The organism is Streptomyces sp. NPDC006923, assembly GCF_040635655.1.
Taxonomy (GTDB): domain Bacteria; phylum Actinomycetota; class Actinomycetes; order Streptomycetales; family Streptomycetaceae; genus Streptomyces.
Genome location: NZ_JBEYIF010000015.1, coordinates 25,642 through 49,675 on the forward strand (window position 1 = coordinate 25,642; position 24,034 = coordinate 49,675).

The window sequence follows — 24,034 nt, forward strand, 5'->3', positions numbered from 1 at the left end:
GATGCCCGAGTCTCCAGGACCACGCCAGGGTGGCCGCAGCAATAACTTTGGCCAATCCTCTTGCGCCGGGCGGGGGTTGCCGGACGGCCCTCGGCCGAGGCACCGTCACATCCGTGTGCGCAGGTCGTCGACCACGTCGGCGATGCCCCGCACGGTCGGTTCCTCGAAGTACGCGTACAACGGGACGTCGACGCCGAGCCGGTCGAGTATCCGGGTCGAGATCTGGGTCATGGTGATCGAGTGGCCGCCGAGGTCGAAGATGTCCTCGGTGTCGCCCACGCCGGGCAGCCCGAGCACCTCGCACCAGATCACCCGCACCGTCTCCCGTACGGTCCCTGAGCCGGCCGCGGGCGCGGGCACCGGCTCGGGCGGCGGCGGAAGCGCGGATCTGTCGAGCTTGCCGTTGGGTGTGGCCGGCAGCGCGTCAAGAGCGACAAAGACCTCGGGCACCATGTAGGCGGGCAGCGCCGCCGCCAGTTCTCTCCGCAGTGCGCCCGCGTCCGCGCCGCCGGTGTGATAGCCGACCAGCCTGCCGTCGTGTACCGCCGCGGCGGCCCGGTGCACACCGTCCACGGCGAGCAGCCGCGACTCGATCTCGCCGAGCTCGATCCGGTGGCCCCGGAGCTTGATCTGGTCGTCGGCTCTGCCGAGAAACTCCAGCCGTCCGTCCACGCGGCGGCGCACCCGGTCGCCGGTCCGGTACATCCGCTCGCCGGGCGGTCCGTACGGATCGGGCAGGAACCGTTCGCTGTCCAGTTCCGGCCTGCCGAGGTAGCCCCTGGCGACCCCGGCTCCGGCGATGAAGAGATCACCGGGGACGCCGGCCGGGACCGGCGCGAGGTGCTCGTCGAGCACCCGGATCCTGGTGTTCGCGAGGGGACGGCCGATCGTCACCCGGTCCGGGTCGGGCCCGACCTCGTCCACCGTCGACCAGATCGTCGTCTCCGTGGGGCCGTAGACATTGAGAAGCCTTCCCGTCCTCGGGCGCAGCCGCCGGGCGAGCGTCAGCGGGAGCGCCTCGCCGCCGGTGAGCGCGGTGACGCCGGGCGCGTCGAAACCGGCGTCCAGGAGCATCGCCCAGCCGGTCGGCGTCGCCTGGATGTGGCTGACGCCGTGCCGGGCGGCCAGCTCGCGGAGCGCCGCGCCGTCACGCGTCTGGCCCTCGGCCGCCACGACCACCGTGGCGCCCGTGATCAGCGGGAGGAAGATCTCCAGGGCGGAGATGTCGAACGACACGGAGGTCAGCGCCAGCCACCGGTCGGCCGGTCCGGCGTCGAGCAGGTCCCGGAAGGACAGCAGCAGGTTGGTCAGCGAGTGGTGTTCGATCCGCACGCCCTTGGGGCGGCCGGTCGAACCGGACGTGTAGATGACATAGGCCAGATCGCCGGGGCCCGGCGCGCGGGATTCAGCGGATCCAGCGGATCCGTCACGGCACAGGGGGTCGATCGTCAGGTCGGCGTCGCCCAGGTCGAGGACGGCCTTCGAGTCCGCCGCGATGAATGCGAGCCGTGCCGCCGGATAGTCGGGGTCGAGCGGGATGTAGGCGGCGCCGGCCTTGAGGACTCCGAGCAGGCCCACCACAAGGCGCTCCGAGCGCTTCGCGCGTACCGCGACCAGCGCGCCGGGGCCGATGCCCTTGCCGCGCAGCCGCTCCGCGAGCCGGTCCGCGGCGGTGTTCAGCTCGGCGTAGGTGAGGCGCCGGTCCGCGTGGATGACGGCCGTGGCGTCCGGTGCCCGCGCGGCCTGTTCCGCGATCAGCTCCGGGACGGTCCGCCCGGGATACGCCACCGCCGTGTCGTCCCCGTCGGCGAGCGTCCTGGCCCGCTCGTCGGGGTCCAGCAGCGGCAGCTCGGCCAGCGTGGTCCCGGGCGCGGCCGTGACCCGGCCGAGAGCGGTGAGCCAGTGCCGGCCGATGCTCTCCGCCTCCGCGCGCGCGATGGACCGCGGCGGATACTGCATCAGTACGCTCAACTCATCCGTTCCGTCGACCAGTTCGAGGCGCAGCGCGTTGCGGGCGGTGTGGTTGGACGGTCCCCAGTCCACCGACGCGGTGACCCCGGGAAACTCCGGTGGGGGTGCCGGACGGCGGTACGACAGCGAGACCGGGGCGAGGGCGACGCCCGGCCTCACTCCCGCGCCGACCCGTCCGAGCGGCACGTCGCGTATCCGGTACAGCTCCCGGAGCGCGGTCCTGACCTCGCGGGCGAAGTCCGCGAACGGCGTCCCGGCCTCCGGCGCGGAGGAGAAGGGCAGTTCATTGACGTACACCCCGACGCGGTCCCGCTGATCCGGTGTCCGGGTGCCGAGGTCGAGCGCCGTGACCGGGGCGGTGTTGCCGTAACGGAACAGCAGCGCGTGCACGGACGCGACGAGCAGCTCGAACCGCGTGACCCCGATCCGTTCCGCCGTCGGGCCGAGCCGGGCCCGCAGTTCCTCGGGGAAGCGGAACTCCACCGACTCGCCCGCGCCGACTCCCCGGGCGGGCCGGTCCAGGCCGGGAAGCACCACCTCGTCGGCGCCGGGCGGATGCTCCGCCCAGTACCGGCGCGCCGCGGGCAGCCTGGCGGCGATCCGTTCCTCCTCGGCGCCCACCGGTTCGTCCGGTGGGAGTTCCGGTGGTCCGGCCGGCCCCTGCCCGCCTCCGCCGAGTTCCGCTGCGTAGTACGTGGCGAGGTCGGCCACCAGCAACTCCATCGACCTGCCGTCGAAGACCAGATGATGGGCGACCACGAGCAGCCGGTGTGCGCGCGGGCCCGCGATCTGCAGGATGAGGCGGCACAGCGGCCCCCGGGCGAGGTCGAACGGCGCCAGGATGTGCTGCCGGGTGGCCAGGACGCTGTCCTGGCCGGTCCTTCGCTCGACCACCAGCTCGGGCCGCGCGGCGCCCGGGATCAGGAACGGTGCGCCGGACCGGTCCTCGACGACGCTGGTGAGGCCCGGATGCCTGCGCAGCACGGCGGCGCACGCGCGGCGGAACGCCTCGATGTCGAGATCGCCCTCGAAGCTCACGACGAACGGGACGTGGTGCACCGCTCCGCAGTCGTCGAGCAGTTCGTTGAACCAGATGCCGCTCTGCGCGGCGGAGGCCGGACGCGCCTCCGGCCGGTGCTGGATCGCGGGGGAAGGGCCGGCAGGAGCATCGGACATCGAACACGTCCTGTCACCGTCGTGGGGATGGTGGTCCGGACGGGGGGAGCTGTCCCGGGTAGTGCGGCCGGGAGCTTCCTCCGTGCCGATCTGCTGACTCAATCTGCCTGAGCCTGATCGAAATATGCAATGACGCGATGGATCTTGACTAGCTTTTTTCATTTCCCAGAAAGCTCGTCCCAAACGATTCCGGATCCGGGTTCTCCGGCCCGGGGCCTCGCCGGTCGACGTCCTTCCGTACGGCGAACTCGACATACCGGTGGTCCAGTTCGCAGCGGTACCGGAACAACTGGCCATTGACAGGTTCCGAAGCCCTGATCAATCATCTCGGTGCACTCCAGGTGGTCGGCAGGAGCACCTGGAGGGACCACCGGTTCACCCATCTGTCAGTCCGGCGGACAAGGAAGTTGGTGCGCGTCATGACCGTATGGGGTGGTGGGCGCGGCGGCACCGGCCGACGCCGCCGGCCGCGTTCTCCGACCGTGCACGACCTTCCGCTTCCGCCACCGACCGCGTGACCGAGCACCGCGCGCCGCCCAGGGGCGGGTGTCGTCGGTCTCCCTCTCCCCCAAAAAAACGGCCCGGCGCGCCGGGCCGAGCGCGGACGGCACCAGGGCCCCGCCCCCCTATCCCGGTATATCCCGGTAGCTCCCGCATCCTCCATATCTCCCGTGCCTCCCGTATCTCCCGTGCCTCCATGGCCGGACCGCGTCCCCGGCCGGTGTCCCGTGCAGGATCACTCCTGACCACCGTGATCAGCGTCCTGACCACCTCGACCAGCGTTCGGCGCCCTCGACCGGCGCCATGAACCTCCGGGACGGACCTCACCCCGCCCCTGGCCCCGTACGCGCTCCCGCGGTGGCACCGGCGAGCGGCGCGATGGCGCGCACCCGATGACCGGGCCTTCCCTGCCTCCCACACGTCCCGGCCCCCGTTCCACGGTGCCCCGCCCGGCATCCCCCGCACTCGTCCAGACGACACCAGACTCCCCCGGCCGGACCGGAGCTGTCCCGGCCGCCTGCGCCGCTGACCTTCAGTCACCCCTGTGAACAAGCCTCCTCCAGAGGGGAAGACCCCGCTTTGCCGGCGAATCAGACGTTTCGAAATTCGGTCTCCGAGCAGTCACCCGCGATACGGAAGCAGACCGCCGTCGAGCCTCTGGCGGACCGTGACGCGCCGCTGGCGCTGTCCTTCGCCCAGCAGCGGCTGTGGTTCCTGGCCCAGATGCGGGGCGCGAGCGAGGCGTACCACATGCCGCTGGCCCTCCGTCTGCGCGGTCCGCTGGACCGGGAGGCGCTGGCCCGGGCGCTCGACGCGCTGGTCGCCCGCCATGAGGTGCTCCGTACCCGTCTGGTCACCACGGAGGGCGAGGCGTTCCAGCGGATCGACCCCGCGGAGGTGGGCTTCGCCTGCCGGATCGACGATCTGACCGGCCGGCCCGACGCCGAGGCGTGTCTGGCCGTCGTACGGCGGGAGGAGGCCACCGCGCCCTTCGACCTCGCGCGGGGGCCCCTGGCGCGGGGCCGGCTGGCCGTACTGGCGGCGGACCACCATGTCCTGATGCTGACGATGCATCACATCGTGTCGGACGGCTGGTCGATGGGCGTGCTGACCCGGGAACTCAGCGCGCTGTACACCGCTTTCCACCGTGGTGAGGCCAACCCGCTGCCGCCGCTGCCGGTGCAGTACGCCGACTATGCCGCGTGGCAGCGGAAGTGGCTGGCCGACGGCGGACCGGCCGGACAGAGCGACTACTGGAAGGAGGCCCTGGCGGGCGCCCCGGCACTGCTCGAACTGCCCGCCGACCGGCCGCGCCCCGCCGAGCAGGACTATCGCGGCGGACAGCTACGGCTCGTGTTCGACCGGGATCTGACCACGGCCCTCACGTCCCTGAGCCGGCGGCACGGCAGCACCCTGTTCATGACCCTGCTGGCCGGCTGGGCGCTGGTGCTCTCGCGGCTGTCGGGGCAGAGCGAGGTGGTGATCGGCACCCCCACCGCCAACCGCCGCCGCGCCGAACTCGAAGGGCTGATCGGTTTCTTCGTCAACACGCTGGCCCTGCGGATCGACCTGTCCGCCACCCCGACCGTGGCCGAACTGCTGAAGCGGACGCGCCGTACGGCACTGACGGCGCTGGCACACCAGGACCTGCCGTTCGAGCAGGTGGTCGAGCTGGTCAATCCGGACCGCAGCATGGCCCACACGCCGCTGTTCCAGACGATGTTCGCCTGGCAGAACAACGAGGAAGGCGCCCTGGCCCTGCCGGGTGTCGAGGTCACTTCGCTCGATTCGCCCTACACCGTAGCCAAGTTCGATCTGACACTGTCGCTGGCGGAGGAGGACGGACGCCTCGTCGGATCCCTGGACTACGCCGCCGCCCTGTTCGACGCCGGGACGGTCGCGCGCTACGGCCGCTGTCTGCGGCGGGTGCTGGAGGAGATGGCCGCCGGTCCCGACCGGCCGGCGGACGCGCTGGAGATGCTGTCCGAGGCGGAGCGGGCGCGGCTGCTGGAGGGATGGAACGACACCGCGCGGGAGGTGCCCGCAGCCTGTTTCCCGGAGCTGTTCGAGGAGCGGGTACGCAGCTCGCCCGAGGCGGTCGCGGTGTGCTTCGGTTCGCTGTCGCTGTCCTACGGGGAGGTGAACGCGCGGGCGAACCGGCTGGCGAGGCATCTGACGGGCCTGGGAACGGGACCCGAGCGGATCGTGGCGGTGGCGCTGCCGCGCTCGGTGGAGTGGCTGGTGGCGGTGGTGGCGGTGATGAAGGCCGGCGGGGCGTATCTGCCGGTGGATCCGGAGTACCCGGCCGGGCGGATCGCGTACATGCTGGACGACGCGCGGCCCGTCTGCGTGGTCACCGACCCGGCCACCGCGCCCGCGCTGCCGGGCACGGCAGGCCCGCTGGTGATGGTGGACAGCCCGCGGACGGAGACGGCCGACCCCTCCGATCTCACCGACGCCGACCGGAGCGCACCGCTGCTGCCGGGGTCTCCGGCGTATGTCATCTACACCTCGGGGTCGACCGGCCGGCCCAAGGGGGTCGTCGTCACCCACGGGGGCATCGCGAGCCTCGCGGCGGCCCAGGCCGAGCGCCTCGGTGTCACCTCCGCCGGCCGGGTGCTGCAGTTCGCCTCGCCGAGCTTCGACGCCGCCGCCTGGGAGGTGTGCATGGCGCTGCTGTCCGGGGCCCGGCTGGTGATGGCGCCGTCGGAGGAACTGCTGCCCGGTGAGGACCTGGCGGCCGTGGTGCGCCGCCACGGAGTCACCCATGCGACGCTGCCGCCCGCGGCCCTGACGGTGCTGCCCGAGGACGCCCTGCCCGACGGGACGACGCTGATCGTGGCGGGTGAGGCGTGCCCGCCGGCGACGGCCGGCCGGTGGTCGGCGGGGCGCCGCATGATCAACGCGTACGGTCCGACCGAGACGACCGTCTGCGCCACCATGAGCGGCCCCCTGTCCGGCGCCCTGACCCCGCCCATCGGCACCCCGGTGGTCAACACCCGGGTGTATGTCCTCGACGGGCGTCTTCAGCCCGTCCCCGTCGGGGTGACGGGCGAGCTGTATGTCGCCGGATCGGGCCTGGCACGTGGCTACCTCGGCCGTGCCGGGCTGACCGCGGAGCGGTTCGTGGCCGATCCGTACGGTCCCCCGGGCACCCGGATGTACCGCACCGGCGATCTGGTGCGACGGCGGGCCGACGGGCAGCTCGACTTCCTGGGCCGCGCCGACCACCAGGTGAAGCTGCGCGGCTTCCGGATCGAGCCCGGCGAGATCGAGGCCGCGCTGCTCGACCGGCCCGATGTGTCGGAGGCGGTGGTGCTCGCCGACCACGACGCCGCCGGGGAACCCCGGCTGGTCGCCTGCGTGGGCGGCGGTGGGACGGCGCCCCGGCCGGCCGCTGAATGGCGGACCGCGCTGTCGGGGCGGCTGCCCGCCCATATGATCCCGGCGCTCTTCGTCGAGCTGCCGCGACTGCCCCGGACCGCCAACGGCAAGCTGGACCGCGCGGCGCTGCTCCGGCGGGCGCGCGACAGCGGGCCCGTCCAGGTCAACCAGGCGAGCCCCCGCGACCATATCGAGATGACGCTCTATCAGATCTGGAGGCGTCTGCTGCTCCAGCCGGACATCGGCATCGGTGACAGCTTCTTCGACATCGGCGGCACCTCGATCTCGGCCATCAAGATGGCCCACGCCGTGCGTGCGGAATTCGGGGTGACCCTGCCGGTGCGCGACATCATCCTCAATCCGACCATCGAGGCGCTGGGCGGGCGGCTGCGGCAGGGAGCCTCCGGGCAGCCGCCGAGCAATCTGATCGAGTTCCGTGCGGGCGACGGCCATCGGCGGGTCGTCTGTGTGCACCCGGCCGGCGGCACCGCCTTCTGCTATCTGTCGCTGGCCAAGGCGCTGCCGGAGACCTGCGGTGTCTATGGCATCCAGTCGCCGGGAGTGAATCCGGGCGAAGAGTTCCTGCCCACGGTCGAGGCCATGGCCGAGGCGTATGTGCGGCTCGTCGAACCGCTGCTGGACGGCCCGCTGGTGCTGACCGGGCTCTCCTACGGCGGCCTGGTCGCCCACGAGATGGGACGGCTGCTGGCGCGGGCCGGCCACACCGAACTGAGCGTGGTCCTCCTCGACACACAGGGCACGGACGACGCGGAACAGCGTGCCCTGACCGCGCCGGTGGACAGGGCCGAATTCCGGGAGAAGCTGGTCAAGTTCAACGGCATGTACCCCGGTATCGACGACCAGCAGGTGGAGCAGTACTTCCACCTCTACAACCACAACCGGATGACGGCGCGCGACTACCCGGCACCGCCGTCGCCGGCCCGGACGGTCCTGGTGCAGGCCACCGCGGACGGGCATGACACCCCCGGCCTGGCCGCGGTGCGGGACTTCTGGCGCCGCCGCGCGGAGGCCGGCTTCCTGGTCGAGCCGGTGCGCTGCGACCACTGGGAAATCCTGGAAACCGCCGAGGTGCTGAATGTGGCCGCGCTGCTCGGGGCCGAGCTGGCGCGCTTCCCGGCGTCCCGTCCGCTGCCGTCCGCCGGACGGCAGGCCGAGTCCGCCCTGGCGCAGGAGGCATGATGGAGCCCGGATCGAACCCGCCGGCCGGATCTCCGGCCGCCGGACTGGCCGGAAGCGTGCTCGCTCAGGCCCGCCGCACCCCCGCGGCCGTCGCGCTGACCGACGGCGGGCGCGCTCTCGACTACGCGGAGCTGGACATCGCGAGCGCGTCCGTCGCCGGTGCGCTGCGCGGCCACGGTGTGCGGCCCGGCCAGGCGGTGGCGGTCTGTCTGCCACGCTCCTGGCAGCTTGTCTGCGCCATGCTGGGCATCCTGCGGCTGGGCGCGGTGGTCGTACCCCTCGACGCGCAGAGCCCGGCGGAGCGCCGGGGCCATGTCCTGACCGACTCGGCGAGTGTGGCGCTGATCCATGGGGACGCGGTGCCCGACGGCCTGCCCGACGGCGTACGGCCGCTGGCGGTCGACGCGCTGCTCGCCCCGGCTCCCGGCACCCCCGCACCGGACTTCGCCGCCGCACCGGTCTCGTTCCTCTTCTACACCTCGGGGACCACCGGCCGGCCCAAGGGTGTCGAGGTACGGGACGCCGGTGTCCTGCGGCTGGCCAGGCCCGGCTACATCCGGCTGGGCGAGGCCGCCCGCTACGCCTGTCTGTCCAATCCGGCCTTCGACGCGCTGAGCTTCGAGGTCTGGGTGCCGCTGCTGACCGGCGGCTGCTGTGTGATCCTCGGCGACGCCGATGTCCAGTCGCCGCACGCCCTGTCGGCGGCGCTGTCGCGTGAGCGCATCGACACGATGTTCATCACCGTGGCGCTGTTCAACGCGGTGGTCGACAAGGTGCCCGACTGCTTCGCCGGAGTCGGCCAGGTGCTGGTGGGCGGCGAACAGCTCAACGCCCCGCTGATCCGCCGCTGGTACCGGGACAACGCCACGAGCACCACTCAGCTCTACAACGTCTACGGGCCCACGGAGGCCACCACCTTCGCCTTCTGCCACCCCGTTCCGCGCGACTTCGACGGCGAGGTGGTGCCGATCGGGCGGCCGTTGCCGGGCACCGAGGCCCTGCTGGTGGCCGAGGGCGCGCGGCAGGCCGACCCCGGCGAGGTGGCCGAACTCCACCTCGCGGGCGAGGCGCTGGCGGCCGGCTACCGCGATCTGCCCGAGGAGACGGCGCGCGGCTTCGTACGGCTGCCCTGGCTCGACGGCGGCCGGCGCCGCTACTACCGCACCGGCGATCTGGTGCGCCGCGATGCCACGGGCCGGGTCGCCTACGTCGGACGCGCCGACCGCCAGGTCAAGGTCCGCGGCTTCCGTATCGAGCCGGGCGAGGTGGAGCGGCAGATCCTGACCCATCCGGCGGTGCGGCAGGCGTATGTGTGCACCCGGCGCGACGAGGCGCTGGGGGTGAACGAGCTGCTGGCCCACCTGGTGCTGGGGGCCGATCTGTCGTTCGACGAGTTCGACCGCCATCTCGCCACGGCCCTGCCGTCGTACATGCGCCCGCACCGGATCCATCTCGTCGAAGCGCTGCCGCTCAACGCCAACGGCAAGGTCGACCGGGCGGCGCTGCTGGACCGCGACGACCCGCCCTGGCGCAGCACCCGCCCTGCCGACACCGCCACCACCTCCCACCAGCGTGCACTGCTCGAACTGGCGGGCGGGATCCTCGGAGTGCCGGAACTGCGGCTGGGCGACCGCTGGATCGCCAACGGCGGCGACTCCCTCAAGGCCCTGCGGCTGCGCTTCGAGGTCCGCCGGCGCTGGGGCCGCGAACTGCCCCAGGCGCTGGTACTGCGGGCGGATTTCGCGGAGCTGGCCGCCGCGATCGAGGCGGCACCGGCGGCCGGCGGCTCGTCCTACCCGGCGCCGCCGGTCCCGACGGGGGCACGCTCGGCGCCCGCCACCTCCGAGCAGCAGCGGCTGTGGCTCCTGCAACAACGGGATCCGCTCTCCTGCGCCTACAACGTCGGGCTGGCCTTCCGGCTGCGCGGCACGGTCGACATCACCGCGCTGCGGTGGGCCCTCCGGCGGCTGGTGGTACGCCATCCGGCGCTGCGCACCTCCTTCGACGCCACGGCCGAGGGGCTCCGCCAGACGGTGGCCGAGCCCTACGACCCCTGGACGGAGGCCGGCCCGGACTGGGGCCGGGGCTCGGGCGAGGGCTCCGGCCAGGGCCCCGGCGCGGACGAGACACGCTGGCGTGCGTTCGCCGGCCGGCTCCTCGCCACCCCTTTCGACCTGGCGGACCCACGCATGTTCCAGGCGTACTGGCTGCCGGGCGACGACGGCGGGATCCTGGTGCTGCGTCTGCACCACATCGCGGTCGACGGCTGGTCGCTCAATGTGCTCTTCCGCGCGATCTCGGCCGACTACACGGCCGCGCGGGCCGGGCACGCGCCGGAGGAGGGCCAGGAGGAGGCGGCCGCCGGCGTGCCGACACCGCTGGACTACGCCGCCTGGCAGGCCGAGTGGTTCGGCCGCCCGGACTATCTCGCGCAGCGCGCCGCCCTGCGGGCCCACTACGCCGGCCTGGAGGAGGTGGCCGCGCCGCTGGAGCCGGTGCGCTCCGGAGGCCGCGCCGAGGGCCGGCTGCTCCACACCTCGCTGGACCTGGTCCGCCGGGCCGCCCTCGACCGGCTGAGCACCGAGCTGGGACTCACCCGTTTCCAGGTGCTGCTGGGCGTCTTCGCCTGGAGCCTCTACGGCGTGACCGGCCGCACCCATCCGCGTATCGCCGGTCCCGTGGCCAACCGGCCGGTGCAGGATTTCGACGACGGCGTCGGCATGTTCGCCAACACCGTGCTGCTGCCGGTGGAGCTGGCGCCGCACGAGGAGCTGCGCACCCGTCTGCGGAAGCAGGGCGCCGGTGTGCGGGCGGTGCTGGACCGGCAGGACGTGGCGCTGGCCGATGTACTCGCCGACCAGGAATTCCGTGTCGAGGGCCCGCCGTTCGACTTCATGTTCGTCCTGGAGAACACCGATTTCGGCGCGCTGGCGCTGCCGGGCTGCGAGACCCGGCCCGCATGGCTGGTGCCGGCCGAGGCGAAGTGCCCGCTGACCCTGTCGGTGGTCGAGCACGAGGACGGCTTCGACTGCCTGTGGGAGTACGCCGACGACCATTTCGACGCCGACGAGGTGGCGGCGATGGCCGACCTGTTCCGGCAGGGACTCGACCGGCTGGCCGAGGGCGCGCCGACCACCCTTGCCGAGCTGGTGGCGCCGCACCGGCGCGGTCTGGCCGAGCCCGGCCGGGGCGCGTCGGTGCCGCCCGACTTCACCACGGTCGCCGAGGGCTTCGCCCGCCAGGTGGGGCTGACGCCCGACGCGACGGCGCTGGTGACCGGTGACCGCGAGCTGACGTACGCGGAACTCGACGCGTACGCCGCCGCGCTCGCCGCCGAACTGCGGGAGCGCCATCCACTGCCGCCGGGGGACGACCGTCCGCGCTGTGTCGCGCTCCACTTCGACCCCTCGGTGGAGCATGTGGTGGCGCTGTTGGCGCTGGCCCGGCTCAATCTCACCATCGTGCCGCTCGATCCGGCCTATCCCCCGGCGCTGCTGCGGCAGATCCTGGACCAGGTGGAGCCGCTCTGCGTCCTGCTGGCACCGGGCGGTGAGGCGGCGCTCGACGCCGTCACGCCGGGCGGCCCGCCGCGCCATCCGGTCGTCCTGTCGGCCGCCGCCGCACCGGAGCCGCCCGCGCACCACGGGCGACCGCTCTACACGCTGTTCACCTCGGGCTCCACCGGTACCCCCAAGGGCGTGCAGGTGCCCGACAGCACCGTGTGCAATCTCCTGCGGTGGCAGCGCGAGTCGGGCGGTCTGGCGGGCCCCGCCGTCACCCAGCAGTTCTCGATGCTGTCCTTCGACGTCTCCTTCCAGGAGATCTTCGGCACCCTCTGCGGCGGCGGCCGGCTGCACCTGGTGCGGCCCGGCTGGCGACAGGACGGGCCGGCGCTGCTGGCTCAGCTCGAAGAGGCCGGTGTCGAGCGCGTGTTCATGCCGTATGTCGCGCTGCAACTCCTGGCAGAACACGCCGTCCACCTGGGCCGCTATCCGTCACGGCTGCGGGAGGTGGTCACCGCGGGCGAGCAGTTGGTGTGCACCGACGCCATCCGCCGCTGGTTCGCCGGGCTGCCGGGGGCGCGTCTGTTCAACCACTACGGCCCGACCGAGACCCATGTGGTCAGCAGCCACCTCCTGGAGGGCGACCCGGCGAGCTGGCCCGAGCGTCCTGCCATCGGCCGGCCCGTGGCCAATGCCTGGCTCCGGGTGGTCGACGATGCCGATGAGGCCGTCCCGCCCGGCTGCCCCGGCCGGCTGCTGATCGGCGGCCCGATGGCCGTGCCCTGCTACCTGGACGACGAGGAGCTCAACCGGGACCGCTTCGCCGAGCTGCCCGGCCTCGGGCGTTTCTACCGCAGCGGTGACCGGGCCCGCTTCGACCGGCAGGGCCTGCTGCACTATCTCGGACGCGACGACCAGCAGATCAAACTGAGCGGCCACCGGCTGGAGCTGGGCCAGGTCGAGGCGGCCCTGCTGCGCCATCCCGGGATCATCAACGCCGTCGTGGTGCGCGACGGCGAGCACCTGGTGGCCTGTCTGCAGTGCCGTGGCGAGAGCCCGGCACCGGAGGAGCTGGCGAGCCATCTCGCGCCGCTGCTGCCCGCGTATGTACGGATCGGCCGCTTCCGCCGGCTGGCGGCGCTGCCCCGTACCCCCAGCGGCAAGCTGGACCGCCGACGGGCCCTGACAGCACCGGGTGAGGAACTGCGCCCGCGCGGCGCCGCCGCGCCGGTCCTCTCCGCGCGCGAGGCCCAGCTCACCGAGGTGTTCGAAGCGGTGATCGGCAAACCCATCGGGCCCGAGCAGCGGTTCTTCGACGCCGGTGCCTCCAGCCTCGGGCTGATGCGCTTCCACCTGCGCTGCACCGCCGAGCTGGGGATGCGGTTCACGATCCCCGATCTGTTCGAGCATGTCACCATCGGGCGGCTGGCCCGCTTCCTCGAAGGACGGCCGGCCAGCACGAGCCGGGACGTGTCCGCGAAGCCGGACGCGTCCGAGCCGGTCCCGGCCGACGAGCCGGTCGCCGTCATCGGCATGTCCGTGCGGCTGCCCGGCGCCGACAGCCTGGCCGCCTTCTGGGAGATGGTCAGGACCGGCGGCCGTGGTATCGAGCACTTCGACGCCGCCGACGGTCTGGTCGGCGCCCGCAGTCAGATGGCCGGGCTGCTGGCCTTCGACCCGGAGCGTTTCGGCATCAGCCGCCAGGAGGCGCGGCTGATGGATCCGCAGCAGCGCCATCTGCTGATGAGCTGTGTGGAGGCGCTGGCGCACGCCGGCATCGCCGACCCGGCGCGGGAGCGCGTCGGACTGGTCGCCGGCTGCGGTGAGAACACCTACTTCCAGGCCATGCTGCGCGAGGCCGATCCAACACAACTGCCCGACGGCTTCCAGCTTGCCCTCCACCACGACAAGGACTTCCTCGCCACCAAGGCCGCCTACCACCTCGGGCTGCGGGGCCCCGCCTTCACCGTGCAGGCGGCCTGCGCCAGCTCGCTGGTGGCCGTCCATGTCGCGGCAGGTCTGCTGCGGCAGGGCGACGCCGGACTGATGCTCGTCGGTGGTGTGCTGGTCGACACCCAGCTCGGTGACGGCTACGAGTACCGGCCGCAGCACATCTTCTCCAAGGACGGACACTGCCGTCCCTTCAGCGAGGACTCCAGTGGCACCGTCGGCGGCAGCGGTGTCGGCGTGGTCGTCCTCAAACCGCTCAGCGCGGCGCGGCGCGACGGCGACACGGTGTACGCGGTGATCACAGGCTCCGCCATCAACAACGACGGCGCCGACAAGCTCAGTTACAGCGCCCCCTCGCTGGCCGGCCAGCGCGAGGTGATCAGGACCGCGCTGCGCCGCAGTGGCCGGACCGCCGCCGACCTGGGCTATGTCGAGGCGCACGGCACCGGGACCCAGCTCGGTGACCCGGTCGAAGTCGGCGCGCTGCGGCAGGCGTTCGACCTCGCCGAGCCGGACCGCTGCGCACTGGCGTCGGTGAAGAGCCAGATCGGTCACCTGGGCGCCGCCGCCGGTGTGGTCGGACTGGTCAGGGCCGCGCTCGCGGTCCACCACGGTCTGATCCCGCCCAATGTCGACTTCCGCGGTCTCAATCCGCGGATCGGCCCCGACCCGACGCCGTTCTACATACCGACGGAGGCCCGGCCCTGGCCCGCCGGGCGGAAGCGGGTGGCGGCGGTGAGCAGCTTCGGCATCGGCGGCACCAACGCCCATGTGGTGATCGAAGCGGGCGAGCCGGCCGCGCGGCCCACCGCCGTACCGTGTCTGATGCTCTCCAGCGGCAGCGCGGCGGCGCTGCGCTCCGACGCCGCCCGCGTCGCCGACTATCTGGAGGCCAGGCCCGAGGCGTACGGCCAGGTGCTGCGCCACCTTCAGGCGGGTCGTCCGCCGGGCCGCTGGCGGCTGGCGGCGGCCTGCGCCGACGCGGCGGACGCGGTGCGCCTGCTGCGTACGGAGGCCGGCGTCGCGGTCCGGCCGAGCGGGGTGACCTGCTCCGCCGAAGGCCGTACGGCCGACGCGCTGGCGGCCGCCTGGCTGGCCGGTCAGGAGATCCGCTGGCCGGCAGGACCGGCACAGGCGCCGTGGGACTTCCCGCCGCCCTCCTTCGAACTGGCCGACTACGACTTCGAGCGCGCCGCGCCGCCGGCCGCGCCGGCCCCCGAGGACACCCACGACGAGGGTCCCCGGCGGCTGCCCGAGGCCGGCTGGCTGCACCAGCCGCACTGGGTGCGGCTGCGCCGGGCCGTCACCGGCACCGGCGCCAGGACGGACCGGGTACTGGTCGCGATGACGGCGCAGCCGCCGGCACCGGAGGCGTTGCGGCCGTTCGAGGCGGGCTGGGCCCGGGTCGTCCGGGTCAGCGCGGCCGACGCCTTCGCCCGGCTGGCGGACGATGTCTACGAGGTCGATCCGGCCGATCCCGGCTCGTTGCGGCTCCTGCTCGACGCGCTGGGCGACGCGGCTGAGACCGGCGTCGACTGGCTGCACGCGCTGCCGCTGACGGTCGACGGGGCAGTCGGCGAGGACGCGCTGGCCCGCGCCCGCTGGGCCTGTCTCGACTCGCCCGCCGCGCTGCTCCAGGCGATGGCCGGCCTGGAACGGGCCCCGCGCGTCCGGGCCTGGTGGCTGTCGCACCGGGCCCAGCCGGTGGACGGCGCCGTACAGCGGCCCGAACTCGCCCTGCTGGCGGGTGTGTCTGAGGTGGCACCGCAGGAACGCGGCCTCGAAGGCCACTGGCTGGATCTTCCGGACGGCGAACTCGCCGACTGGGCACCACTGTTGTCCGCGCTCCTGGCCGAGGCCGAGGTCCCGGCGGAACTGCCGGGGCGGCTGGCGCTGCGGCAGGGGTACTGGTGGCAGCCGACGGTACTGCCGGTGACCGCGCCCACCCCGGCGGCTCCCTCGGTGCTCCCCGCCGGACCGAGCGTCCATCTCGTCCTCGGGGGCACCGGCGGCATCGGCTGCGCCCTCGCGGCCTGGCTGCTGCGGGAACAGAGCGACAGCCGGGTGATCCTGCTGGCGCGGCGCGCGCAGTTGCCGCCCGAGCTGGCGCCCTGGGCGGCCCGGGTCGAGCTGATCGAGGCCGATCTGGCCGAGACCCCGGTCGAGTCGGTCCTGGCCAGAATCGGCCGGCTCACCCAACGGCTGGACGGGGTGATCCACGCCGCGGGAGTGGCGGCCGGCGGCCTCATCGTGCGGCGCGACGCGGCGGCGATGCGTCAGGCGACGGCGGCGAAGCTGCGCGGCGCCCTGCTCACCGAGCGGCTGATCGAACGCCACCGGCCGGCCTACGCCGCCTACTGCTCCTCGATGTCGGCGCTGTTCGGCGGTGTCGGCCAGCTCGACTACGCCGCCGCCAACGGTCTCCTGGACGGCTTCGCCCGGCACCGGGCCGACGACGCGGAGACCACACTGCGCCTCGGCATCGACTGGGACATCTGGAGCGAGGCCGGCATGGCACGGGACGCGCTGCCTGCGGACACCCGCCACCAGGCCCATCTCGCGGTGGGACTCACGGTCGAGGAGGGACAGCGGCTGTTCGCTCGGGCGCTGCGGCTGCAACTCCCCCAACTGCTGGTTTCCACCACCGACATCGAGCGGACCCGCGACTTCTACACGGCGCCGGCCGAGGCGGCGGCGGTCATGGCGGAGCCAGCCCCTGCCACCGCCTCGGCCACCGAGCAGCTCGCCGACTGGCTGCGTCACTGGCTGGGGCTGGAACTCCTCGACCCGGACGCCTCGCTCTACGAGCTGGGCGCCGACTCACTGACCCTGCTGGACCTGATCGGCGAGGTGAAGCGCCGCTTCGGCGTCGACCTCGAACTCTCCCAGCTGAGCCACCGGGTCAGCCTGTCCGAGGTACTGGCGCTGCTGGCCGAGCAGGGGTCACCGGATCCGGCCGGCGCGGAGCCGGTGACGCTGGAGGTCTGGCAGGCGGGCACGGGGCACGACCTGCTCTGCCTGATCCATCCCGTCGGCGGTGACATCCAGGCGTACCGCGCTCTGGTGTCGGCGCTCGATCCCGGGCTCACCGTCTGCCTGATCGCCGACCCGGCGCTGCGCCGGCCGGAGCTGCCGGCCTGGTCGCTGACCGAACGGGCCGTGCGCTACCGCGCCGCGCTCCAGGCCCGGTTCCCGCACGGCGCGTGGCGCTGGCGGCTGGCCGGCTGGTCCTTCGGCGCCTGGGTGGCGACCGCGATGGCCGCGGAAGCGGAGGCGGCGGGCCGGCCGGTCGACGAGCTCTATCTGCTCGACCCGCCGCCACCGGGGTCCGGGCCGCGTTTCCAGAGCTACGACGAGGCCCAGCTCGAAGCGGTCTTCGCCCATGAGCTGGGCCAGGGCCCGGAGGGAGCGGCGACCGGCCAGGAGGGCAGGGCCTACGCCGAGCGGCTGGCACACTGCTGCCGGGCCAATCTGGCCGGCATGGCCCAGTACGAGCTGCCCCGGCTGACCGCCACCTCCGGCCATCTGTGGCTGGCGAGCCGGCCGGTGGCCGGTCTGCCGGCGCCGGGAACACCGGAAGCACAACACCGGCTGTGGCAGGCGCGCCTGCCCGGACTGGCGAGCTGGCACTGCCTGGACACCACGCACTACGACATCGTCCGGCCGCCGCAGATCCAGGCGGTGGCCGAGGTCATCAACGCGGCATCACCGCCCGCCCCCGAAGCCCACTGATGCGTCCCCGCGCAACTCCACCAGGAAGAGACCGCTTTGGACACGCCCCATCCGATGGTCCGGCCCGGCCCCGGTGGTCCCCGGCGCCCGCGACCGGTCCACCGCCTTGTCCGCACACCGTCCGGACCACCACCGACAGCGGGCCGCGCCGCCACGCGGCCACTCGACTGACGAGCCGAGGCCCTTTCCCATGAACCCCTACCAGTCGCTGCCGCCCCGCTCGTTCTGGCGCTCCGCCGTCGCCGAGCCCGACACGCTCGGCATCGGTGACCTGTGGACACCCAAATTCGCCATCGGCCAGGACGACCCCGTCCTGACCGCCGGCTCCTGCTTCGCCCGCCATATCGGCCGCGCCCTGCTCGAACAGGGCATGAACTGGCATGACGCCGAACCGGCCCCACCGGGACTCACCGAGGACGAGCGCCGGGCCCGGCACTACGGTGTGTTCTCCTTCCGCACCGGCAACATCTACACCGCCGCCACCCTGCTCCAGTGGCTGACCTGGGCCCATGACACCGCCACACCGCCCGACGGGGTCTGGAGCGAGAACGGACGCCACTACGACGCGTACCGCCCGGCCGTCGAGCCCGACGGATACGAGTCGGCCGAGGCGCTGTCCGCCGCCCGGCAGGCGACGTTGGCGGCGATTCGCCGCGCCGTGGCCGAGGCGAGCTGCCTGATCTTCACCCTGGGGCTGACCGAAGCCTGGCAGGACCGCGCCGACGGCACCGTCCACCCGGTCTGCCCCGGCACCGTGCGCGGCACCTTCGACGCCGAGCGGCATGTCTTCCACAACTACACCTTCGACGAGGTCCACCGCGATCTCTCGGCCGCCGTCGCGCTGGCCCGCACCGCCAACCCCGGGCTGCGCGTCCTGCTCACGGTGTCGCCCGTACCGCTCACCGCGACCGCCACCGGTGGTCACGCGCTGACCGCCACCACCTACTCCAAGTCCGTCCTGCGGGCCGTGGCCGGTCAACTGGCCCAGGAACACGACCATGTCGACTACTTCCCCTCGTACGAGCTCATCACCGGCTTCCCCTTCAAGGGGGTGTTCTTCGAGCCCAATCTGCGCACCGTCACACCGGAGGGCGTCGCCTTCGTCATGCGCCAGTTCTTCGGCGCGCTCGACCGGCGCCCGGCCGGACCCCGGCCGTCCCGCCGCGCCGGGCATGTCAGCGGAGAGGACTTCTGGTGTGAAGACGCCGTACTCGACTACTACAACCACGGCTAGGTTTCTGCTGCTGGGCGACTCGCACGCCGGTCCGGTGGGCCGGGCGGCGCGGGCGGCCGGCATCCCCTTCAGCGGCGGCCCGATCGGCGCCGGGCGCGAATTCACGGCCGGCTTCTTCGACACGGCCGGGGACGATCTCGCCTTCCGCAAGCCCGAGGCGGACACGCTCTACCGGCGTTTCCTGGGCGAGTTGGGTGTGCCCGGCCTCGGCCGGATCGGCGTTCCGCTGGTGTCGACCTTCGGCTTCAGCGCCCACTTCGTCGCCACGACGGAGAACTGGCAGGTCTACCGGGCGCGCGGCGGCGGGTTCGCGCCGGGGTTCCTGACGAGCCGGCTGTTCGACGACATCGTCCGGGCCATGGTCCGCGACGCGCTGGCCTTCTACCGCCACGCGCGCGGCCTGGGCCTGCGGGTGCTCGCGGTGATGCCACCGCAGCGAGTGCCCGCACAGTCCGATCCGGTGGTCTTCATGGCGGCGCAGGACTCCGTCCGCGGCGCGCTCGTCCCCCTCGGTGTGGAGATCGTCGATCTGCGCGCCCGGGTCACCGACGGGACGGGCTTCCAGCGTCCCGAGCTGTGCGAGGCGGACGACTCGATCCACGGCAACTTGGCGTTCGGCCGGCTGATCCTGGCCGACCTGCTGGCACGCGGGCTGTGAACGAACCCGCGACACCACCGGCCGGCGCCCTGTCACCGGCCGCGTACGACCGAGGTCACCCAACCGCAGGAGGACGCAATGGAACAGTACGCACTGGACGCGGTCGAACGCGTCACCACGAGGCAGCCGGAGGTGTACGACACCATCGCGGTCGATCCGCTGACACCGCTGCTCGGCGCCGAGGTGTCCGGCCTCGACCTGGCCAAGGAACTGACGGACGATCAGGTGGACGAGGTGAAACGGGCCTTTCTGGCCCATCATGTACTGGTGTTCCGCGACCAGACGCTGTCGGGCGAGGACCACAAGCGCCTCGCCTCACACTTCGGTGAACTGCATCCCGTCGCGCTCTCCCCCGACGGCTCCGACGAGTTCATCCTCGAAATCAGCGCCACCCGGGAATCGCGCGCGGTGGCCGGAGCGGGCTGGCACGCCGACGGCACGGCCGACGCCGAACCCTCACTCGGCTCGATGCTCTACATCACCCGTACGCCGGAGATCGGCAGCGGCGGCGACACCCTGTTCGCCAATATGCATCTCGCCTACGAGCTGCTGTCGCCGGCCATGAAGACCTTCCTCGACGGCCTGACCGCGGTCCACGACGGCCTGCTCGCCTGGCAGGGCCAGACCCCGCCGCCCGAGTATGTCGTCCCCAAGACCGAACACCCCGTGGTGGCGCGCCACCCCGAGACCGGCCGCAAGCTGCTGTTCGTCAACGGCGCCTACACCTCGCACATCGTGCAGCTCGCGCGTGACGAGAGCAGGGCCGTGCTCGACATGCTGTTCGCCCATATCGCCCGGGTGCCCATGCTCCACTGCCGGGTCCGCTGGGCGCCCAACACACTGGTGTTCTGGGACAACCGCTGTGTCCAGCACCACGCGACCTGGGACTACTACCCGCACTCGCGCTACGGCCAGCGGGTCGCCATCAACGGCCTGCGGCCGCAGCCCGGAGGCACCGCGGCGCCATAAGGGGATGCGTGGTGTGGTGTGCAAGTGCCACCTGGCTCCCGAGGCCCTCCGGGCGGACTGCGCCAGTTTCACAGCACACCATGACACCGGCGCCGGGAGCGGGCGGGGTGGCTCAGGCCGCGGCGCGGGCCAGGGCCTCGGCCAGCCCGTCCGCGAGCCGCCCATGGGCCGCCCGGAGCCGCTCGGGCCGGCCCTCGGCCTGCCGTCGGCCGGCATGGGCGTGGGCACACACCCGCGCCTGAGCGAAGGGGTACGCCTCGGCGTAGGCGCGGGCGTCTCCCGTCGCGTAGGCGAGCGCCAGGACCGGCGTGTTGGCCAGGGCATTGGCGTCGGCGTAGGACTCGGCGTTGGCGCCGGTGTTCATCGTGGCGTAGGTGCCGGCGTACTCGGCCGCCGCGCTCTCCTCGAAACCGTTGGCCCTCGCATAGCCATGGGCACCGGCGTACGCCGTGGCGAAGGCGTCCTCGTAGGCGTAGGCACGGCGATGGGCCTCCCGTACCACCGGGCCGAGCGCCGCGCTCCACTCCGCTTCCCCGATCCGCTCACCCGCCAGCGCCCTGGTGTGCAGATGCAGCAGGGCCCGCTGGGGGGCCGTGTCCCCGCCGTCCCGGGCGCTCGCCTCCGCCAGCATCGGTACGACCACACGGGCGTGCCAGTCGTGCACCACGGTGAAGGGCACCTGGCCGCCGAGTCGTACGAGCTCGCTGTGGACGCGTCGCGCCCAGTCCTTCGACACGGCGGGATCCTGCCCCTCGAACAGCGCGGCGACCACCTGAGCCGGCCAGGGCGGTGTTTCCGCGGGACCCTTGTCGCCGGGGGGCTCGGGGACGGCTTCGAGCCGGGCGAGGAAGTGCGGGAACGGCTCGACGGCGGCCGGGGGACGGCTCATGTGCGCTCTCCTGTCAGGGCTTCTTGTGCTCCTGCGGGCACAATCTGCCCCGCCGCGGCGCCCCGCACGCCCGCCCGCCGGTCCTCTCGTACCCGCGACATGTGCGCGGGGGACGACCGGGCCACACGGGCGGGAAAGGGCCCTGGCGCGAAGATGGGTCCATGAGTGACACCTTCAGTACGCGAACCATCCATGTGAGCACGGGTTCCGCCGAGACCGTTCATGATCTGACCGAGGCATGTTCGTCGTTCCTGCGGGAAGTGGCCCGGGGCCGCGACGGCCTCCTCAATGTCTTCACCCCGCACGCCACGGCGGGACTGGCCCTGATCGAGACGGGTGCGGGCAGTGACGACGACCTTCTGACGGCCCTTCAGTCACTTCTCCCCGGTGACGACCGCTGGCAGCACAGGCACGGCTCGCGCGGCCATGGCCGGGACCATGTCCTGCCGGCCCTCGTACCGCCGCACGCCACCCTGCCGGTGCTCGGCGGCCGGCTGGAGCTGGGCACCTGGCAGTCGGTCTGCCTGGTCGACACCAACACCGACAACCCTGACCGTCAGGTCCGCCTGAGCTTCTTGACGTCTGCCCCGTAATCCCCGCCGGGCTCGCGACGACGGCCGCGGTACAGCCCTCGCACATCTGGAACGTGGGACGAGCCCCGCGCGTGGCAGGCGGAAACCCGCCACGCCCGGGGCTCGTGCGACGTGGTGACCGGTGTCAGGCCCCCACGCCCTTCACGGCCTGGCGGATCAGATCCACCACAGCCTCGGGGTGGGCCAACATCACCAGGTGCGACGAGTCGACCTCGACCGTGGTCATCTGTCCTCGCTGGTAACCGAAGCGCTCGACATCGGGGTTGATCGTGTGGTCGGAGGAGGCCACCAGGCCCCAGGACGGCTTGGTCTTCCATGCCGCGACCGGTGCCTTCTCGGCGAAGGCGAGAGCGGCCAGCGGGCGCTGCGTGACGGCGAGGACCGCCGCCAGGGCCGGGTCGACGTCGGCGGCGAAGACGGACGGGAACGCGTCCGGACGTACCGACACGTCCGTGCCCGGCTCGCTGGAGCCCGGCACGGGGAAGGGCGCGTACTCCAGCGCCGCGGCGAGGTCCGAGTCCGGGAAACGGCCCTGGAGTTCGCCGAGGCTCTCCCCCTCTTCCAGGGCGTAACCGGCCAGGTAGACGAGGGCCTTGACGTTCTCCTCCGCGCCGGCGACGGTGATGACGGCGCCGCCGTACGAGTGCCCCACCAGGACGACAGGACCGGGTATGCGGCGGATCACGGAGGCGACGTACTCGGCGTCGCCGATCAGACTCCTGTTGGGAACGGCGGGCGCCACCACGCCGTAGCCCTCCGCGAGCAGCGCGGGGACGACGTTCGCGAAACTGGACGCGTCGGCGAACGCGCCGTGGACAAGGACGACAGTGGGCCGGGAGGCATCGGACATGGGGTGGTTCCTTTTCATGGAAAGTCCGTTCGGCGGGCTGCCGAACGGGACGCGGGAAGGGGAAAGTCAGCGCGCGTCGCGCGCCGTCCCCGCAGTCCCGCCCTCCGAACGAACGGCGCTTCTCGCACGGGGCGACTGATCCCGGCGGTTCCACGAAGGACAGCCTCCGCCTGGGCTGTTCGGGGTGACGCGCCGGCCGGACATTGTGAAGGACGCGCTGCGATTACTGTTCGTTGGCGAATTCGGAGAGGAGAATGCATCGGAAGACTGGAGAATTCCGCATTCCCCGGATTTACGTTAGCCACCCGATTGTTCCGCCGGCGTACTGGGCTTTGCCCGTCCGCGCACATTCCTGGCGGGGCCGTCACGGCGGGACAACACCGGGGACGCCACCGAGCCGTGTCATGAGCGCTACGGCGCCGACGCCGCCCCCTACGACCAGCCCTTCCTTCCTGCCTGAGGGCTGTCCGACCCGGTGACCCGAACGGACGCGGCCCGGCGCCGGTCTCTCACCGTCACCGGGCGGAAGCCGACGACGGGCCCGGTGCGCCGAGCAGGCCGGCGAGCAGTCGCAGGCGCTCGTCATCGGGCCCGCCCTCCTCGGCGGTGTAGACGATGAGCACCGGACCGGGGGCGCCCGGCATCGGGTAGGCGTCCCAGTCCAGGGCCAGCTCTCCGACCAGCGGGTGGTTGACACGCATCCGGCCGCATGTTGTCTCCGCCACGTCGTGGCGGGCCCATGTCACGGCGAACTCGTCGCTGCGGACCGAGAGTTCACCGACCAGTCGCACGGCTCGCGGGTGCCCCGGATCCGCCGCGACCTGTGCGCGCAGCATCGCGGTCAGCTCGGCGACGGTGGCCGCCCGGTCCGGACACGCCCGGTCGGCCTCCGGGTGCAGCAGCAGTGACAGCAGGTTCCGCTCAGTCGGCGGCCGCTGGGTGAACTCGCCCAGCAGGACGCCGGCCAGCGGGTTCCAGGCCAGCACGTCCAGGAAGCGGCCGACGACCAGGGCGGGCGAGGTCATCGTACGGAGCAGCCGCTGTGTGGTGGGCGGCACCTCCTCCGTCACATGGTGGCGCGGGCGGCGGGCCGGGGTGCGCGCGGCAGCGGCGAGGCTGTGCAGGTGCCGGGTCTCCTCGGTGGAGAAGTTGAGAGCGCGCGCGAGGGCGTCCAGCACCTGCTCGGAGGGCCGTACGTCACGTCCCTGCTCCATGCGCTGGTAGTAGTCCGAGCTCACCCCGGCGAGCAGGGCGAGTTCCTCCCGCCGCAGCCCGGCGACGCGCCGCCTCGGGCCGGGTTCCAGACCGACGTCCTCCGGCCGCAGCCGGGTTCGGCGGGTCCGCAGAAACTCGGCGAGTTCGCGTCGGGGGTCGTCGGTCACGGTGAGGGGGGTGTCGGTCACGGCAGCAGTATGCACCCGGCG

Annotated in this window: 10 protein-coding genes; 6 read left to right on the forward strand and 4 right to left on the reverse strand. The window is 72.7% G+C overall.

Going from position 1 to position 24,034, the window contains the following annotated elements; translation table 11 throughout:
• Positions 1–105 precede the first annotated feature (105 nt).
• Positions 106–3,147 (reverse strand): amino acid adenylation domain-containing protein, encoded by a 3,042-nt coding sequence (locus ABZ707_RS25915; RefSeq protein WP_360179392.1) that lies wholly within the window; start codon positions 3,145–3,147, stop codon positions 106–108.
• A gap of 1,080 nt (positions 3,148–4,227) precedes the next feature.
• Here ABZ707_RS25915 and ABZ707_RS25920 point away from each other — a divergent pair.
• From ABZ707_RS25920 to ABZ707_RS25940, 5 genes are all read left to right on the forward strand, one after another.
• Positions 4,228–8,232 carry an amino acid adenylation domain-containing protein gene (locus ABZ707_RS25920; RefSeq protein WP_360179394.1) on the forward strand — a complete coding sequence of 1,335 codons (4,005 nt, stop codon included), beginning with the start codon at positions 4,228–4,230 and terminating at the stop codon, positions 8,230–8,232.
• Positions 8,229–17,417 (forward strand): amino acid adenylation domain-containing protein, encoded by a 9,189-nt coding sequence (locus ABZ707_RS25925; protein ID WP_360179396.1) that lies wholly within the window; start codon positions 8,229–8,231, stop codon positions 17,415–17,417. The genes ABZ707_RS25920 and ABZ707_RS25925 overlap by 4 nt, the downstream gene beginning before the upstream one ends.
• A gap of 190 nt (positions 17,418–17,607) precedes the next feature.
• Positions 17,608–18,651 carry a GSCFA domain-containing protein gene (locus ABZ707_RS25930; RefSeq protein WP_360179398.1) on the forward strand — a complete coding sequence of 348 codons (1,044 nt, stop codon included), beginning with the start codon at positions 17,608–17,610 and terminating at the stop codon, positions 18,649–18,651.
• Positions 18,614–19,309 (forward strand): hypothetical protein, encoded by a 696-nt coding sequence (locus ABZ707_RS25935; RefSeq protein ID WP_360179400.1) that lies wholly within the window; start codon positions 18,614–18,616, stop codon positions 19,307–19,309. The genes ABZ707_RS25930 and ABZ707_RS25935 overlap by 38 nt, the downstream gene beginning before the upstream one ends.
• 78 nt (positions 19,310–19,387) lie before the next feature.
• Entirely contained in the window at positions 19,388–20,278 is an 891-nt protein-coding gene (locus ABZ707_RS25940) for a TauD/TfdA family dioxygenase (RefSeq protein ID WP_360179402.1), read from the forward strand.
• Positions 20,279–20,390: 112 nt separating this feature from the next.
• Here the strand turns inward: ABZ707_RS25940 and ABZ707_RS25945 are convergent, their stop codons facing one another.
• On the reverse strand, positions 20,391–21,167 hold the full coding sequence (locus tag ABZ707_RS25945) for a SpcZ (RefSeq protein ID WP_360179404.1): 777 nt from the start codon (positions 21,165–21,167) through the stop codon (positions 20,391–20,393).
• A gap of 161 nt (positions 21,168–21,328) precedes the next feature.
• Here ABZ707_RS25945 and ABZ707_RS25950 point away from each other — a divergent pair, with 161 nt between their 5' ends.
• Positions 21,329–21,760 (forward strand): secondary thiamine-phosphate synthase enzyme YjbQ, encoded by a 432-nt coding sequence (locus ABZ707_RS25950; protein WP_360179406.1) that lies wholly within the window; start codon positions 21,329–21,331, stop codon positions 21,758–21,760.
• Between the two features lie 124 nt (positions 21,761–21,884).
• On the opposite strand, the gene ABZ707_RS25955 is transcribed toward ABZ707_RS25950, so the two are convergent.
• Positions 21,885–22,610 (reverse strand): alpha/beta hydrolase, encoded by a 726-nt coding sequence (locus ABZ707_RS25955; RefSeq protein ID WP_360179408.1) that lies wholly within the window; start codon positions 22,608–22,610, stop codon positions 21,885–21,887.
• Positions 22,611–23,125: 515 nt separating this feature from the next.
• On the reverse strand, positions 23,126–24,013 hold the full coding sequence (locus tag ABZ707_RS25960; protein WP_360179410.1) for a helix-turn-helix transcriptional regulator: 888 nt from the start codon (positions 24,011–24,013) through the stop codon (positions 23,126–23,128).
• Positions 24,014–24,034: the final 21 nt, after the last annotated feature.